This is a genomic window from Martelella sp. NC20, assembly GCF_013459645.1.
Taxonomy (GTDB): domain Bacteria; phylum Pseudomonadota; class Alphaproteobacteria; order Rhizobiales; family Rhizobiaceae; genus Martelella.
Genome location: NZ_CP054861.1, coordinates 3486991 through 3502607, shown reverse-complemented (window position 1 = coordinate 3502607; position 15617 = coordinate 3486991). Strand labels below are relative to the sequence as shown.

Annotated in this window: 15 protein-coding genes; 12 read left to right on the top strand and 3 right to left on the bottom strand. The window is 61.5% G+C overall.

The features are described from left to right. Positions 1-29: 29 nt before the first annotated feature. Positions 30-737 carry an outer membrane protein gene (locus HQ843_RS16670; protein WP_180897267.1) on the bottom strand — a complete coding sequence of 236 codons (708 nt, stop codon included), beginning with the start codon at positions 735-737 and terminating at the stop codon, positions 30-32. A gap of 392 nt (positions 738-1129) precedes the next feature. Here HQ843_RS16670 and cysS point away from each other — a divergent pair, with 392 nt between their 5' ends. The 5 genes from cysS (at position 1130) to rarD (ending at position 6549) form a co-directional block, all read left to right on the top strand. Beyond that, on the top strand, positions 1130-2713 hold the full coding sequence (cysS, locus tag HQ843_RS16665) for a cysteine--tRNA ligase (RefSeq protein WP_180897268.1): 1584 nt from the start codon (positions 1130-1132) through the stop codon (positions 2711-2713). Positions 2714-2912: 199 nt separating this feature from the next. Then, positions 2913-3404, top strand: a complete 492-nt coding sequence (locus HQ843_RS16660; protein WP_180897269.1) for a GFA family protein — start codon at positions 2913-2915, stop codon at positions 3402-3404. Further along, the gene (locus HQ843_RS16655; protein ID WP_180897270.1) at positions 3394-3858 is read left to right on the top strand and encodes a GFA family protein; all 465 of its coding nucleotides are present in this window, start codon (positions 3394-3396) and stop codon (positions 3856-3858) included. The genes HQ843_RS16660 and HQ843_RS16655 overlap by 11 nt, the downstream gene beginning before the upstream one ends. 37 nt (positions 3859-3895) lie before the next feature. Next, positions 3896-5515: a citramalate synthase gene (gene cimA, locus HQ843_RS16650; protein WP_180897271.1), complete on the top strand. Its 1620-nt coding sequence runs from the start codon at positions 3896-3898 to the stop codon at positions 5513-5515. 101 nt (positions 5516-5616) lie between these two features. Further along, on the top strand, positions 5617-6549 hold the full coding sequence (gene rarD / locus HQ843_RS16645; RefSeq protein ID WP_180897272.1) for an EamA family transporter RarD: 933 nt from the start codon (positions 5617-5619) through the stop codon (positions 6547-6549). A 5-nt stretch (positions 6550-6554) separates the two neighbouring features. On the opposite strand, the gene HQ843_RS16640 is transcribed toward rarD, so the two are convergent. Further along, complete coding sequence (locus HQ843_RS16640; protein WP_180897273.1) at positions 6555-7178, bottom strand: LOG family protein; 624 nt, start codon at positions 7176-7178, stop codon at positions 6555-6557. A gap of 173 nt (positions 7179-7351) precedes the next feature. On the opposite strand from HQ843_RS16640, the gene HQ843_RS16635 reads away from it, so the two are divergent. From HQ843_RS16635 to HQ843_RS16620, 4 genes are all read left to right on the top strand, one after another. After that, positions 7352-8827 carry a LysM peptidoglycan-binding domain-containing protein gene (locus HQ843_RS16635; protein ID WP_180897274.1) on the top strand — a complete coding sequence of 492 codons (1476 nt, stop codon included), beginning with the start codon at positions 7352-7354 and terminating at the stop codon, positions 8825-8827. 253 nt (positions 8828-9080) lie between these two features. Beyond that, complete coding sequence (locus HQ843_RS16630) at positions 9081-10967, top strand: ABCB family ABC transporter ATP-binding protein/permease (RefSeq protein WP_180897275.1); 1887 nt, start codon at positions 9081-9083, stop codon at positions 10965-10967. Between the two features lie 81 nt (positions 10968-11048). Beyond that, a complete protein-coding gene (locus HQ843_RS16625) occupies positions 11049-11762 on the top strand; it encodes a phosphatidylserine decarboxylase (protein WP_256432954.1) in 714 nt (237 codons plus the stop codon). Then, positions 11762-12637, top strand: a complete 876-nt coding sequence (locus tag HQ843_RS16620) for a CDP-alcohol phosphatidyltransferase family protein (protein WP_180897277.1) — start codon at positions 11762-11764, stop codon at positions 12635-12637. The genes HQ843_RS16625 and HQ843_RS16620 overlap by 1 nt, the downstream gene beginning before the upstream one ends. 300 nt (positions 12638-12937) lie before the next feature. Here the strand turns inward: HQ843_RS16620 and HQ843_RS16615 are convergent, their stop codons facing one another. Continuing rightward, the gene (locus HQ843_RS16615) at positions 12938-13681 is read right to left on the bottom strand and encodes an SOS response-associated peptidase (protein WP_180897278.1); all 744 of its coding nucleotides are present in this window, start codon (positions 13679-13681) and stop codon (positions 12938-12940) included. A 79-nt stretch (positions 13682-13760) separates the two neighbouring features. On the opposite strand from HQ843_RS16615, the gene HQ843_RS16610 reads away from it, so the two are divergent. The 3 genes from HQ843_RS16610 to ygfZ all read left to right on the top strand — a co-directional run bounded on the left by HQ843_RS16610 (position 13761) and on the right by ygfZ (position 15617). After that, on the top strand, positions 13761-14204 hold the full coding sequence (locus HQ843_RS16610) for an NUDIX hydrolase (RefSeq protein ID WP_180897279.1): 444 nt from the start codon (positions 13761-13763) through the stop codon (positions 14202-14204). Between the two features lie 126 nt (positions 14205-14330). Next, positions 14331-14588, top strand: a complete 258-nt coding sequence (locus HQ843_RS16605) for a hypothetical protein (protein ID WP_018066457.1) — start codon at positions 14331-14333, stop codon at positions 14586-14588. Positions 14589-14798: 210 nt separating this feature from the next. Further along, the gene (ygfZ, locus tag HQ843_RS16600) at positions 14799-15617 is read left to right on the top strand and encodes a CAF17-like 4Fe-4S cluster assembly/insertion protein YgfZ (RefSeq protein ID WP_180897280.1); all 819 of its coding nucleotides are present in this window, start codon (positions 14799-14801) and stop codon (positions 15615-15617) included.

Here is a 15617-nt window from a genome sequence, read left to right as displayed (position 1 = left end):
CCAACCGCGTCGTAGCCATCGGGCTCCGGCTAAAACTTGTAGCCGAGCCCGGCCTTCAGCAGGCTTTGGCTTGCCTTCAGGCTGAAATCCGGGTCCCAAGCGTAGCTGTGATCGACTGACGGATAATAGGAGTAGCGGTACTCCAGCCGACCGAACAGGTGATCGGTGAAAGCCTGCTCGATACCCGCCCCGGCCGTCCAGCCCAACCTGACCTTTTGACCGGTGTCGAGGGAATAGGTCAGCGCACTGCCGGTCACGCTGCCCGTGGCGACCTCGCCGCCGGCCGTCGCATAGATCAGCGTCCGGTCGAGGGCGTAGCCGAGCCTGCCCCTGAGCGAACCACCCCAGCCAAAGTCGAAGTCGCCGGTCGCGGTTTCGGGTACGCCGGCAATGATGACCTGGAGGTTCTGGCCGCTGGCGCCGGCGGCATAGTCGAACTCGCCCTCCATGCCGACAACGATATTGTTGTCAAACTGATAGTTGGCCCCGAAGAACCCGCCGGCCAGCCAGTTGTCGAGCTGGAGGTCCTTGTCCACCAGACGCCAGGTGTCGACATCGGTATCGGTCCAGTGATAGCCGGCCAGCGCACCGAGGTAGAACCCGGTCCATGTGAAGCTGGCCTGCTCGACCATAATGATGTCGTTTGCTGCAGGCGGCGGCATAAACACTATGTCCGCGGCCTGACTTGCTGCGGCCGGCAGGAACGCCGCCGCGCAGATCGTCAGTTTGTTGATCATTCTTTACCCCCGTTTGATTCGAAATCATAATTGCAGAAAAATCATAGCACGATAAAGTTTAAGTCAAATTTATATTTAAATATGAACTCATTTATACTTATAAAATATGCATGTAATTGTAATTTAAGGTAATTTAACATTATATATATTACTAAATTTAACATTACTTATTGCTTACTTTCATTCCGGCTTTCGAATCACGCTCCGGGCTTGACGCCTGCCCCGCCACCCGGCATAACGCCTCACATGAACACGGCCCCTTGCACGATTTGCATCATTATTCGCTAGCGCTTCGCTGGCCGGCCGTTCTTGTCCTGAAAATCCATCCCAGACAGACGACCCGGCTTCGGGGCGCGGCTCAGATCGGCATTACTGATTTCGGGAGACACGAAATGGGCGAAGCCCTCAGGCTCTATAATACGCTGACCCGCACGAAGGAGGATTTCCGGCCGATCGATCCGGACAATGTGAGGATGTATGTCTGCGGGCCGACGGTCTATGATTTCGCCCATATCGGCAACGCCCGACCGGTGATCGTGTTCGACGTGCTCTACCGGCTGCTGCGCCATCTCTACGGCGACGACCATGTCACCTATGTGCGCAACATCACCGACGTCGACGACAAGATCAACGCGCGCGCCAAACGCGACTATCCCGACCTGCCGCTGAACGACGCGATCCGCGCCGTCACCGAAAAGACCGCCGACCAGTTCCACAAGGATATAGCAGCCCTCGGCGTGCTGCCGCCCACGGTCGAGCCCCGCGCCACCGATCATATCGACGGCATGGTGGCGATGATCCAGACGCTGCTCGACAAGGACAATGCCTATGTCGCGCAGGGCCGTGACGGCCGCGAGGTTCTGTTCGATGTACATTCAATGCCCGATTACGGAAAACTCTCGAAACGCAATCTCGATGATCAGCAGGCGGGTGCCCGCATTGCCGTTGAAGCGCACAAGAAGAACCCCGCTGATTTTGTCCTGTGGAAGGAAAGTGACCCGAATGAACCGGGCTGGGACGGCGTTTTTGCCTATCTGGGCGAGGATGTCGCGATCCATGGCCGCCCCGGCTGGCATATCGAATGCTCGGTGATGTCGGACAAGCATCTGTGGGAAGATATTCAGGACCGATTGTCGGTGGAAGCTCAAAAAAAGCCACACCAGTTCGACATCCACGGCGGCGGCCTCGACCTGATCTTCCCCCACCACGAAAACGAGATCGCCCAGTCCTGCTCAGCCCACGGCAACCACGTGATGGCCAATGTCTGGATGCATAACGGCTTCGTGCAGGTCGAGGGGCGGAAGATGTCGAAGTCGGAGGGGAACTTCGTTACCATCCATGAGTTGCTGGAAACCGAAAAATTCGGCGGACGCAAATGGCCGGGCGAGGTGCTTCGGCTTGCAATGCTGATGACGCATTACCGCGAGCCGATCGATTTTTCGGTGAAGCGGCTGGAGGAAGCGGAAAACCGACTTCGCAAATGGAGAAAAAAGCAATCATCCGCTATATCGTTTGATCCGAACTACCCCGAATTGCCAGTCGCGTTCAAAAACGCGCTAATGAATGACCTCGATATAAATGCGGCGTTGATGGTGATTGATCAACTTTGCGCAGAACAAACCGCTGAAGGGACAGGTCTTAAGATAGCGCAATGCCTTTATTTTCTTAAAATCGCGGATCCGTTGGATGACCTATCTACTGCTGTAGAAAAGCTGGGGCACGCTGAAGAATTCAAGTACCGCTACTATTTCGCCAACCAATGTAAGACACTGGAAGAACTTGAAACTTTCAATGCAATCTGGTCGCGTGTGAACGTCAATAATTCAATCGAAATTAGGAATAAATACTTATCAGACAAAAACTGGGCCGAGGCCGACCGCATCCGCGATGAACTCGCCGCTCAGGGAATCCAGCTAAAGGATTCAAAAGACAAGGAAACCGGCGAACGGATCACCACCTGGGAGGTGAAGCGGTGAGCACTGTCGCTGGCCTCTTGCCCTCATCGATCTCGATGCACCTTATCGGCGCGTCATCCTCGGGCTTGACCCGAGGATCCATACAGCGTTTTCCGAGTGGCCTGGATGCTCGGGTCAAGCCCGAGCATGACACCTTGAGGTATGGAAGCACCTCTCCAAAAACCATACCCGTCTCGACGCTTAATCTCGGAGGCCGACCATGAGCGCCTTCTCCGGCGGATGCCAGTGCGGGGCGGTGCGCTACCGCGTCGAGGGCGCGCTTTCATCGCCGCATCTGTGCCATTGCCGCATGTGCCAGAAGGCGGCGGGGAATTATTTCATGCCGCTGGCGGGCGCGGACAACAGCGCCTTTTCGCTGACGCGCGGCGCGCCGCGCTGGTTCTTTTCGTCGGAATTCGTCAAGCGCGGCTTTTGCGGGAACTGCGGCACCCCGCTGTTCTTCATGACGGAGGGCGGCGACCACATTTCGGTGACGCTCGGCAGTCTCGATGATCCGTCTCTGATTCCCCCGGCAACGCAGGATGGCGTCGAGGGGCGCGTGAGGTTTTTCGCCGCCCTGCCCCATCTTCCCGAGCGGCTGACCGACCGTTCCGACCTACCCGGCGGAACCGAAGGCGTTGCCGGAAGCAGCCGCCAGCATCCCGATCACGACACCAACCAATGGCCGGAGACAGACCAGCATGAACGATAGCAGGGTTTTCAGCGGCGGCTGCCAGTGCGGCGCGGTCAGGTTTCGCGCCAGCCATCTCGGCCGGCCGTCGATCTGTCATTGCCGGATGTGCCAGAAGGCTTTCGGCAATTTGTTCGGCGCGCTGGTGACCGCCGATATCGCGCATCTCGAATGGACGCGGGGCAAGCCGAAAATGTTCCGATCCTCCAAAAAAGTGCTGCGCGGATTTTGCGGAGAGTGCGGTACGCCGCTGACCTATCAGTTTTCGGGTGGCATCGAGCTTGCGATCGGCGCATTTGACGAGCCGGAGCATTTCGAGCCGCAAATCCAGGTCAATCACGACCGCCGCCTGCCCTGGATCGACACGCTGTTCGAAAAGCCCGGCCGCCCGCAGACGCTGGAGGAAAGCGAGATCGTCTCGCGCCAGCACCCCGATCACGACACCGACCAATGGCCGCCAGAAGACGATGCATAAAAAGGCCGCAAAGGCCCGAAGGGATGGAGACCCGACAATGTCAGACCGCGAACGCATCTACCTGTTCGACACCACCTTGCGCGATGGCCAGCAAACGCCGGGCGTCGATTTCTCGGTCGAGGACAAGATCGCCATCGCCAATATGCTCGACCATTTCGGCATCGATTATGTCGAGGGCGGTTATCCGGGCGCCAACCCCACCGACACCGCCTTCTTTGCCAAAAGCCGCACCGGCAGGGCAAAGCTGACGGCCTTCGGCATGACCAAGCGGGCCGGCGTCTCGGCGTCCAACGATCCGGGCCTTGCAGCCCTCATCGATGCTGCGGGCGATGCGGTCTGTCTGGTCGCCAAGAGCTGGGACTACCACGTCAAGGTGGCGCTCGGCATCTCCAACGACGACAATCTCGCATGCATCGCGGACAGCATCTCCGCCGTGGCCGCGTCCGGCAAGGAGGCGCTGCTCGATTGCGAACACTTTTTCGACGGCTACAAGGCCAACCCCGCCTATGCGCTCGCCTGCGCCAGGACCGCCTACGAGGCCGGCGCGCGCTGGGTGGTGCTGTGCGACACCAATGGCGGCACCCAGCCCGACGAGATCGCCGAAATCATCGCCGATGTGATCGCAAACGGCATTCCGGGCGAAAACCTCGGCATCCATGCGCATAACGATACCGGACAGGCGGTCGCCAACTCGCTTGCCGCCGTGCGCGCCGGGGTGCGCCAGGTGCAGGGCACGCTGAACGGCATCGGCGAGCGCTGCGGCAATGCCAACATCATCACGCTCGCCGCCACGCTGGCGCTGAAGGCGCGCTACAATAGCCGTTTCGAGCTCGGCATCGACGCCGCGCGGCTGACCGAGATCTCCGCGCTTTCCCACGGCTTCGACGAGCTTTTGAACCGCGCGCCAGACCCGCAGCTTCCCTATGTCGGCGCCTCGGCCTTTGCCACCAAGGCCGGCATTCACGCCTCCGCGCTTCTGAAAGACCCGCGCACCTACGAGCATATCGATCCATCGGCCGTCGGCAACAGCCGGCGGGTGATGGTCTCGGACCAGGGCGGCAAATCGAATTTCATCAACGAACTCAACCGGCTCGGAATTTCCGTTGCCAAAGACGATCCGCGCCTCGACAAGCTGATCACGATCGTCAAGGAACGCGAGGCCATGGGCTATGCCTATGAGGCCGCCGATGCCAGTTTCGAGCTTCTGGCGCTGAGCGAGCTCGGAAGCGTGCCGCATTTCTTCCGCGTCGACAGTTTCCGGGTGATGGTCGAGCGGCGCTTCGACAGCCACGGCCGGGTGAAAACCGTGTCGGAAGCCGTGGTCAAGCTCGAAATCGACGGCCGCCGGGTGATGTCCGTCTCGGAAGGCGACGGTCCGGTCAACGCCCTCGACAAGGCGTTCCGCAAGGACCTCGGCAAGTTCCAGGGCGAAATCGCCGATCTCAAGCTTGCCGATTACAAGGTGCGTATCCTCAATGGCGGCACGGAGGCGATAACCCGCGTGCTGATCGAAAGCATCGACGATGACGGCGTCCGGTGGTGGACGGTCGGCGTTTCCGAAAACATCATCGACGCCTCGTTCCAGGCGCTGATGGATTCGATCACCTTCAAGCTGATGAAAAACCGCAAGCTCGCCGGGCGCGCGGCCGCAGAATAGGCCTCGGTTCAATTCAATTGATGACCAGATCGCAAGTTTCGTGTGGCCGCGGCCATGGCGAAGGTCTATGGCGTCATGGCAAAAGACGTTAAGGAAACACCATGTCTGCCGAAATCACTGCTGCCCATGAAGCACCGGCGCCGCAGGGCGATACCACGAAGGGCTTCGTCCTTGCCTTCATCGTCTTCATGCTGTGGGGTGTGCTGCCGCTTTACATGAAGCTCGTCACCGACCTTCCGACAGGCGAAATTCTGGCTCACCGGATCGTCTGGTCGCTGCCGTTTGCCGGCGCCATGGTCGCCTATTCCGGCCAGTCGCGCACCGTCACCGGCGTGTTGCGACGTCCGAAGATGATGGCGCTGGTGGTTCTGTGCAGCCTTTTCATCACCCTCAACTGGGGCACCTATATCTACGCGGTCAGCAGCGCCCAGACGGTGGACGCCGCCCTCGGCTATTTCATCAATCCGCTGTTTTCGATCGCGCTTGCGGCGCTGATCCTTCGGGAAAAACTCGGTCGCGGGCAGATGGTCGCGGTCGCGCTCGCCTTCGGGGCGGTGGTCCTTCTGACCGTGGAGCTTGGCCGTCTTCCGCTGGTCGCGCTGCTGCTGCCGCTCAGTTTCGGGCTCTATGCCTTCCTGCACAAGGTGATGCCGGTCGAGGGCACCACGGCGTTCACGCTGGAGGCGCTGGTGCTGAGCGGCCCGGCGCTCGGCTATATCATCTATCTGGAAGCGACAGGCGCCGGCCATTTCCTGAATTCGCCGGTGACGGCGCTGCTGCTTGTCGGCTGCGGCGCGGTCACCGCCATCCCGCTGCTGATCTATGCGAACGCGACCAAATTGCTGCGTCTGTCGACGATCGGCATCATGCAGTATATCGCGCCGAGCGTGATCTTCCTGATCGCCGTGCTTATCTTCCGCGAGCCGCTCGAGCCGGTGAAACTCGTCGCCTTCGGGCTGATCTGGGTGGCGCTCGTGATCTATACCGCGCCGATGGTCAGACGACGACGCAAGGCACCCGCGGCGGCAGAATAGCCGCGCTACATCTTGCCGATGATCCGGGGGTTGCCGTCATCGTCGTCGCCACTCTCCGCCCAGCCGGCCTCGATCGCCGGGATCATGTCGGCGACGCTTCCGATCAGTCGCGGGCGCACCTGATGGCTGGTGTGCAGGAAGCCCTCCTTCAGCATATGATCGAGCAGTTCGACCATCGGCTGCCAGAAACCGCCGATGTCGCCAAGGATCATCGGCTTGGTATGGCGGCCAAGCTGCGCCCAGGTCATGATCTCGACGATTTCCTCAAGCGTGCCGATCCCGCCGGGAAGCGCGACGAAGGCGTCCGCCTGTTCGAACATGGTATGCTTGCGCACATGCATGTCCGGCGTGATCACAAGTTCGTCGAGGGCCTCGAGCTGGTCGCGGGTGGCCTCCATGTCGACGAGGAATTCCGGGATGATGCCGAGCACATGGCCGTTGTTTTCCAGCACGCCCTCGGCGACCGCGCCCATGATGCCCTTGGTGCCGCCGCCATAGACGAGGCCGTAGCCGGCGATTGCGATGGCGGCGCCAAGCGCCTTGCCGGCGCGCATATATTCCGGCGCCACGCCCGGCCGCGAGCCGCAATAGACGCAGATTCTGCGAATCGGTTCATCTTTCTTTTTCATGCCGCCAATCAATCCCATTGGGCCCGGACAGGTCAAGTTCATTGCAAAACGAACACAATCCTGCGTTTACCCTGTTCACGCTTTGCTCGCACAGCCAATGAACTCTTGTATATATACGGCACTATGGCTAGCGTTTTCAGAAGATTGACGTCGCCGCCCCTCTGGAGCACTGAATGAAAAGCAACCGGTCCGGTATCATCATCGCCGTTATCCTGCTCATCCTCATCGCGGCGGGCCTCTATTATTTTATGCGCGACGATGGTGCCGAGACCAGCAGTACTGACGGCGGCGCATCTCAGGCCGAGCAGAGCGAGCCCGGAGATGCATCCGGGCAAAGCATGGACAGCCCGAGCATTGATGGCGACACGGGCGAGGATCGGCAGCAGGCGGGCCTGCGCATACCGACGTTCGACGTGCTGCGCGTCGAACCCGATGGCACCGCCGTCATCGCAGGCGCCGCCGAGCCGCTCGGCGTTCTCGACGTCAAGGAAGGCGAGACGGTGGTCGCTTCCTCCGAAGTGGGCAGTTCCGGCGATTTCGTCGCCATCATCGATACCCCGCTGAAACCCGGCGATCATCTGATCTATCTCGACGTCACCATGCCCGACGGCCGCACCGCCCGTTCGATGCAGACCGCGACGATCTCGATACCGGAAACCCCGGATGGCGATCTGCTCGCGCTGATCACCGAACCCGGCAAGGCTTCAGAGATCGTCGCCGCGCCCGATGGCGACGAGGACGCGCCCGAAGGCTCCGTGATAGCGCGCGTCAACAACAAGGACGCTTCCGGTCAGGACAGCGGTGGACAACCTTCTGCACAGCAGAATGCCAATGGCGACAGCTCCGGCGATACGGCCGCTGCAGACGAGCGCGCGACGGACGGGAGCTCCGCCGAGGACAATTCCGCAGGGCAAACAGCTTCAACGAAGGGCGATCGCGGAACGGCGGACGCCGGCAGGCAGGACGAGACCGAGCTTTCGCCGGTGACGGTTGAAACCGATGCCGAGAAGACAGAGCAGAACGGCGGCGGCGCGGTCACGGCCCTTGTCAGCATCAAGGCCGTCGAGATCGAAGGCAACCGCCTGTTCGTGGCCGGAGAAGGCGCACCGGAGGCCACCATTCGCGGCTATATCGACGACGCGCTCATCGGCGACGCCAAGGTCAATGTCGAAGGCAATTATGTTCTGGACGCCGAGATCGACGTTTCGGTTGGCCTGCACACCATCCGCGTCGATATGCTCGATGATCAAGGAAAGGTGATCGCCCGTGCCGTCGTGCCCTTCGACCGCCCGCCCGGCGATCAGGTCGCGGCAGTCTCCAGCACGCCGGCAACGGCGGGCGAGCAACAGGACGGCACGCAGACCTTCACCCAGCCCCAGCTTGAAAGCAGCGACAATGCCGTCATCATCCGCCGCGGCGACAATCTGTGGCGGATATCGCGGCGCGTGTATGGACGCGGCGTACGCTACACCACGATCTATCTCGCCAACGAACCCCAGATCGTCAACCCGAACCTGATCCTGCCCGGCCAGGTATTCTCCCTGCCGAAGGAACCGCTGCCGATCGGGGAAGCGGAAACCATCCACCGCCGCCTGCTGGACGGCATGCCGATCGGACCGGAATACCATCTGCCGGCGGGTGACCGCTGAGCGGCAGATGCGTTTCCGGTAACGTCAAAGCCGGGTTTCGGGGCGCTCCCGCATCGGTTTGAAACCGGCCGGACCGGCCGGTGATTTTCCGAAAACGGCGGGGCGACGGTGAAATTCGTTTCGCCCCATTGCCATTGCAATCCCCTCGCGGCGACCTTATGTCGCGATAAAACGGCACCCCACGGGGCGCCTTTCATCTTTGATACTTCTCTTATTTCGGCTCGGCCGTCCGGCTTTGAGCGCGGGGACAAGCATGGCAGATCGCGGGAAAACCGTTTCAGCGGATTCATCCAATCCGCTACATACGATCATCAACCTCTGGCCGTATATCTGGCCATCCAGCCGTCCGGACCTGAAGCGCAGGGTGGTGCTGGCCACCATCGCGCTGGTGATCGCCAAGCTCATTCTCCTGCTGGTCCCCTACACCTTCAAATGGGCGACCAACGCGCTGACCGGCGAATTGGAGATAAATACCGTGCTGCCGGCCATCCTGTTCGGAGCGGTCACGCTGGTGCTGTTCTACAATCTCGCGCGCATCGGCCAGCTCGGCTTCAACCAGTTGCGCGATGCGCTGTTTGCCAGCGTCGGCCAGTATGCGGTGCGCCGCCTCGCTCACCGGGTTTTCGTGCACATGCACCAGCTCGCCCTGCGCTTTCATCTCTCGCGCAAGACCGGCGGGCTGTCGCGCATCATCGAACGCGGCACCAAGGGCATCGAGACGATCGTACGCTTTACGATCCTCGCCACGCTGCCGACCGTGCTCGAATTCGTGCTGGTGGCGATCATCTTCTGGTGGGGTTACGGCTTCGATTATCTGGCGATCACCGCCGTCACCGTGGTGCTCTATGTCTGGTTCACGATCAAGGCCAGCGACTGGCGCATCGCCATCCGCCGCGAAATGAACGACAGCGACAACGACGCCAATACCAAGGCCGTCGATTCACTTCTGAACTACGAAACCGTCAAATATTTCGGCAACGAGAAGATGGAGGCGCGTCGCTTCGACACTTCCATGGCGGTTTACGAGAACGCGGCGACCCGCATCTGGACCTCGCTCGGCTGGCTCAATTTCGGCCAGGGCATCATCTTCGGCATCGGCATGACCATCATGATGGTGCTGTCGGCGATCGCCGTCAAGAACGGCACCCAGACCATCGGCGATTTCGTGTTCGTCAACGCGATGCTGATCCAGCTTGCTATCCCGCTCAATTTCATCGGTTCGGTCTACCGCGAAATCCGCCAGGGCCTGACCGATATCGAGCAGATGTTCGATATTCTCGAGGTCGACCTCGAAATCACCGACAAGCCCGATGCCGAGGACCTGCAGATCCGGCAGGGCGCGATCGCCTTCAAGGACGTGCATTTTTCCTATGACCCCGCCCGCCCGATCCTCAAGGGCGTATCCTTCGAGGTGCCGGCCGGCAAGACGGTCGCGATCGTCGGCCCGACCGGCGCCGGCAAGTCGACGATCTCTCGCCTGCTGTTCCGCTTCTACGACGTCAACGAAGGCGCGATCACAATCGACGGACAGGATCTGCGCGAAGTGCGCCAGGCAAGCCTGCGCGACGCGATCGGCATGGTGCCGCAGGATACGGTGCTGTTCAACGACACCATCGCCTACAACATCCGCTATGGCCGCACCTCGGCGACCGAGGAAGAGGTCAACGCCGCAGCCGAACTCGCCCAGGTCGGCGATTTCATCCGGCAATTGCCTGAGGGCTACGAAACCCAGGTCGGCGAGCGCGGCCTGAAGCTGTCGGGCGGCGAGAAGCAGCGCGTGGCGATCGCCCGCACCATCCTCAAGGCCCCGCCGATCCTGGTGCTCGACGAGGCTACCTCCGCGCTCGACACCCATACCGAGCGCGAGATCCAGGCCGCCCTCGACATCGTTTCCAAGAACCGCACCACGCTGGTCATCGCCCACCGACTTTCCACCGTGATCGGCGCCGACGAGATCATCGTGCTCAGACGCGGCGAGATCGCCGAACGCGGCACCCATGACGCCCTGATCGCCGAAAACGGGCTTTACGCCCAGATGTGGGAGCGTCAGCGCGAGGCGACCCTTGCCGAGGAGCACCTGCGCAAAGTACGCGAGAGCGACGATATGGGCGTGATCATGCGGCTCGATCCCGCCAACTGAGGTCCAGACCCGAAAAGCAGTGGACGGCCATATTTCCAAGGCCGCGCCCAGTCTGTATTGTCGCCTTTCAAAACCCGGGCAATCAAGCGAGGAACCATGACCATTATCGATTCGATCCGGCAGTCGATGGCGCCGATCCACAAGGAAGGTTACCGCTTTGTCGCGATCTTTCTGGTGGCGACCCTGATCCTTGGATGGATTGCCCAGCCGCTGTTCTGGATCGGGCTCATCGCCACGCTCTGGTGCGCCTATTTCTTCCGCGATCCCGACCGGGTCGTGCCCCAGGACGATGATATCGTCATCAGCCCGGCCGATGGCCGCGTCTCCTCGATCAGCGAGGAAATACCGCCGGCCGAAATGGGCCTCGGCGCGGAGCCGATGCTGCGCATCTGCGTGTTCATGAACGTTTTCAACTGCCATGTGAACCGCGCGCCGATGGCCGGCCGCATCACCGGCATTCACTATCGGCCCGGCAAGTTCCTCAACGCCGAACTCGACAAGGCCAGCGAAGACAATGAGCGCAATGGCCTGGTGCTCGATACCGCCCATGGCCCGATCGGCGTGGTGCAGATCGCGGGCCTCGTCGCCCGTCGGATCGTCTGCTTTTCCGAAACCGGCGACGCCATCGATGCCGGCGAGCGCTTCGGCCTGATTCGCTTCGGCTCAAGGCTCGACGTCTATCTGCCGACAACCGCCACCCCGCGCGTCGCCGTCGGGCAGATTGCGACGGCGGGCGAAACCGTGCTGGCGGCCTTCGGCGGCTTCGCGCTTCCGGTCGTCGGACGGAGCATCTGATGGCCGAGCAGAACGGCGTTCCCGCGGCGCGGCCCAAACCCGGCACGGACAAATCCGGCCGGGGGCCGCGCCTGAGAGAAATACCGCTCCGCCTGATCATTCCCAATCTGGTGACCGTGCTTGCGCTTTGCGCCGGGCTTTCCGGCGTCCGGCTCGCGATCGTCGGCCAGTTTCCCCAGGCCGTGGCGATGCTGCTGGTCGCGGCGTTCCTGGATGGCATCGACGGCCGGCTGGCACGGCTTCTGAAGGCCACCTCGAAATTCGGCGAGCAGATGGATTCGCTCGCCGACGTGGTCAATTTCGGCATCGCGCCGGCGCTCGTATCCTACATCTATTTGCTGAAGGACGGAGGCACGCTCGGCTGGATCGCCGCCCTGCTTTACGCCATTGCCGCAGCACTGCGCCTTGCCCGCTTCAACGTGATGGCGGACCGCAAGCGCAAGGCCAGCTGGCAGGGGGAATATTTCGTCGGCGTCCCTGCCCCGCTTGGCGCCATCATCATGCTTCTGCCGGTCTATCTCGGCTTTCTCGGCATGCAACGCGGTTCCAGCGTGGCGCTCGCCTCTTCCGCTTATACCGTGCTCATCGGCTTCCTGCTGATCAGCCGCCTGCCGGTATGGTCCGGCAAGAGCCTCGGCTTCACCGTCCGGCGCGATTTCGCGCTGCCGATGATGCTGCTCGCCGTCCTCTCGGTCGCGCTGCTCGTCGCCTACACCTGGCATGTCATGGTTGTCGGCTCCGCGCTTTATCTCGCGAGCCTGCCGCTCGGCGCGCGCGCCTGGCACCGCAAATACGGCACGCTGGTGATGGAGGACGATGCCGAGGAGGAGGACGACAGCCAGCCGCGCAAGAACCGGCTGGATCTGGATATCTGAGGTTTTTGCTCGCCATACCTTGATCTTGGAATGTTTTTTTTCGAAACCGAGCCGCTTCCTTCTGCGCCAATTTCACCCGAAAGCTTTCCCGCCATCAATCTCTCCCCCTGAGGGAGAGATGCCCCGACAGGGGCAGAGAGGGGTGAACCCTCTCCGAGAGCGCGGAGCAAGCGGCTTATGCCCTATACCCCTCTCTGTCGCTTTCGCGACATCTCCTCCTCAAGGGGGGGAGATTGTGGGCTGCACGTTCGACAAATTGCCGAAAGTCCGAGACTGACTTTAAGTCTGCGAGCCCCCGCCTCAAAACAAATCCATCTGCCCCGGCCCATCATCCTCCGGCGCTGCCTCCAGTGCCGGGCCGACCGGTTCGATCAGGTCCGCGCCGAGATTGCGAGCGTTGCTGACGGCTTTTGAGACCGGCAGCGCCTCGAAGAAATCGGCGGCTGGCGGTCTCAGCAGATCGGCGACGTCGCGCGGTTCGTTATGTCGGCAATCGAGCCAGCGTTCAAAATCCTCCGGCGCGATCACAACCGGCGAGCGCTCGTGGATCCTGGCGATAACCCCGCTTGAAGCTGTCGTCAGGATCGCGCCGGTATCGATCTCCGTGCCGTCGGCGCCCAGCCATGGCGACATCAGGCCGGCAAAGGCGATCAGCCCGCCATGACGCGGCCGGATCCAGTATGGCTGCGCGCCGCCTTTTTCTCCGGTCCTGCGCCATTCGAAAAAGCCGGAGGCCGGGACCAGCGTACGGAAATGGCGCATCGAGCCGCGAAAGGCCGGTTTTTCCGCGGCCGTTTCGCTGCGCGCATTGAACAACAGGGAAAACGCGCCGGCGTCCTTCACCCAGGCGGGGATCAGCCCCCAGCGCACCAGCAGCGCATTGCGCCCTTCCCCGCCGCCGGTCAGTTCGGAAGCGCTCACGACCATGAGGATCGGTTGCGACGGCGCGATATTGTAGCGCGGCGGGAACGGGTCGATCGCCGATATGTCGAAAGCCTCGCCCACCTGCCCGGGGGTTGCTATAAGGCCGAAACGTCCACACATTGCAGCTTGAAACTCATCCTGAAAACGGAAGGCGCACCTTCCTCAATACATCCATTCGGTATCACCGCCCGTATATAGCATGACAGAAACGCCAAAACCCGCCTCCTCGGTGATCATCCGCCGGAAAGACACGTTCCTGCTGGTGCGCCGCGCCAATCCTCCGGCCAGGGCCATGTATGCCTTTCCCGGCGGCAAGGCGGAAGCTGGTGAAACGGCCGAACAGGCGGCAATTCGGGAACTACAGGAAGAAACAGGCCTAACCGCAGAAAATATCAGTCTTTTTTCTGTTTACGATCTTATCGACAGGAATAAAACAGGCGCGGTGTCGAGCTTTTACCGGCTCAGCGTGTTTGTGGCCGAGGTCGATGACCGCGCCATTGCGGCGGCCGCTGATGATGCCGACGATCTCGGCTGGTTCACGCTTTCCGATATCGCCCGGCTGAACGTTCCCGCCAGTGTACGCGAATGCGCCGAAGCGCTCGACCGGGAGCGCCGCGACGGTGTGGCGAAAGAATCACATTAGCGCCGGGAAATAGGCGTCAACGCGCTGCAATTAACCGGAAATTCACTTTTTCGAACGGCCGCGCTGACACAAGGCCGAAAAAATTGATAGCATGAACAACGAAGAAGAAGCCTACAAGGATATGCGATGAAGCCGAACGCCAACGAGATCGACGACATGATCGTGCGCGAGAAGATGCAGGTGGCTCTCGAATATCAGAACGAAGCCTGGGCCGATGGCGTCGCCGACGGCATCGAGCCGGAGATCATCGCGGACGCCGCGCTCGCGCTTGCCATGCGCGAAACCGTTCGGATGATCGGTGAGGAAGGCGCCGAGGCCATGCTCGAATCGCTGCGTGAACGCATGCTTGCCGGCGAGTTTTCACCCGAACGAATCCTGCAGTAATTTCCCCTTTTCCTTCGACCCGTACCTTCGGCCCGCATATTCGGCCCGCACCTTCGGCATTGACGAATCCGCTGTAGCGCGTGACAACACGGGAATTGCCCGGTTGACCGGAGCGTTTCGAGGTCGCGACGACCTTGCGGCTCGCTCGCTGGGCCCGACATCTTGAAATGGCCCCGGCCCAAAGCCGCCGGTACGCCAGAGGAAACGATCATGGCTGAGATCCACCTTCCGGAACGGGCCGTCATCACGCTTGGCGGCGATGACGCCGAACATTTCCTGCAAAACCTGATCACCACCGATCTCGACCGCATCGGGCCCGCCGAGGCCTGGCCGGGCGCGCTCTTGACCCCGCAGGGCAAGGTGATGTTCGAGTTTCTGATAAGCCGGACCGAAGCGGGTTTTGCGATCGAAACCCACGCCGAGGATGCCGCAAACCTGACGCAGCGGCTGACGCTCTACAAATTGCGGGCCAAGGTCACAATCGCGACCGAAGAAACCGACGGCGTGACGGTTTATACCGGCGATGCGCCCGAAGCCGCCGTGACCGACATGCGTTTCGCGCCGGCCGGCCTGGCCGTGAAGCGCCTGCCCGGCCGCCATGGCGAGGCCGATGCCGGAGCCTATATCGCGCTCCGGATCGAGGCCGGCGTGCCGGAGATGCATGCCGACTACGCCGCGCAGGATGCGTTTCCGCATGATCTGCTGTTCGACAGGAACGGCGCCATCTCCTTCAAGAAGGGCTGCTATGTCGGCCAGGAGGTGGTCTCGCGGATGCAGCATCGCGGCACGGCGCGACGCAGGCTGGTCGCGGTTCATGGCGCGGCAGCATTGCCAGGCGCCGGCACGACAGTCCATGCGGATGGAAAACCCGCTGGCGAACTCGGCTCGGTTGCCGGCGACACGGCCATGGCGATCCTGAGGATCGACCGGGCGGCATCGGCCGAAAGCCTCACCGCCGGCGATGTCGCGCTCACCGTCGCCCCTTATGCCTGGAGCGGCATCACGCTTGCGGGCGCGGAGGCGGAATAG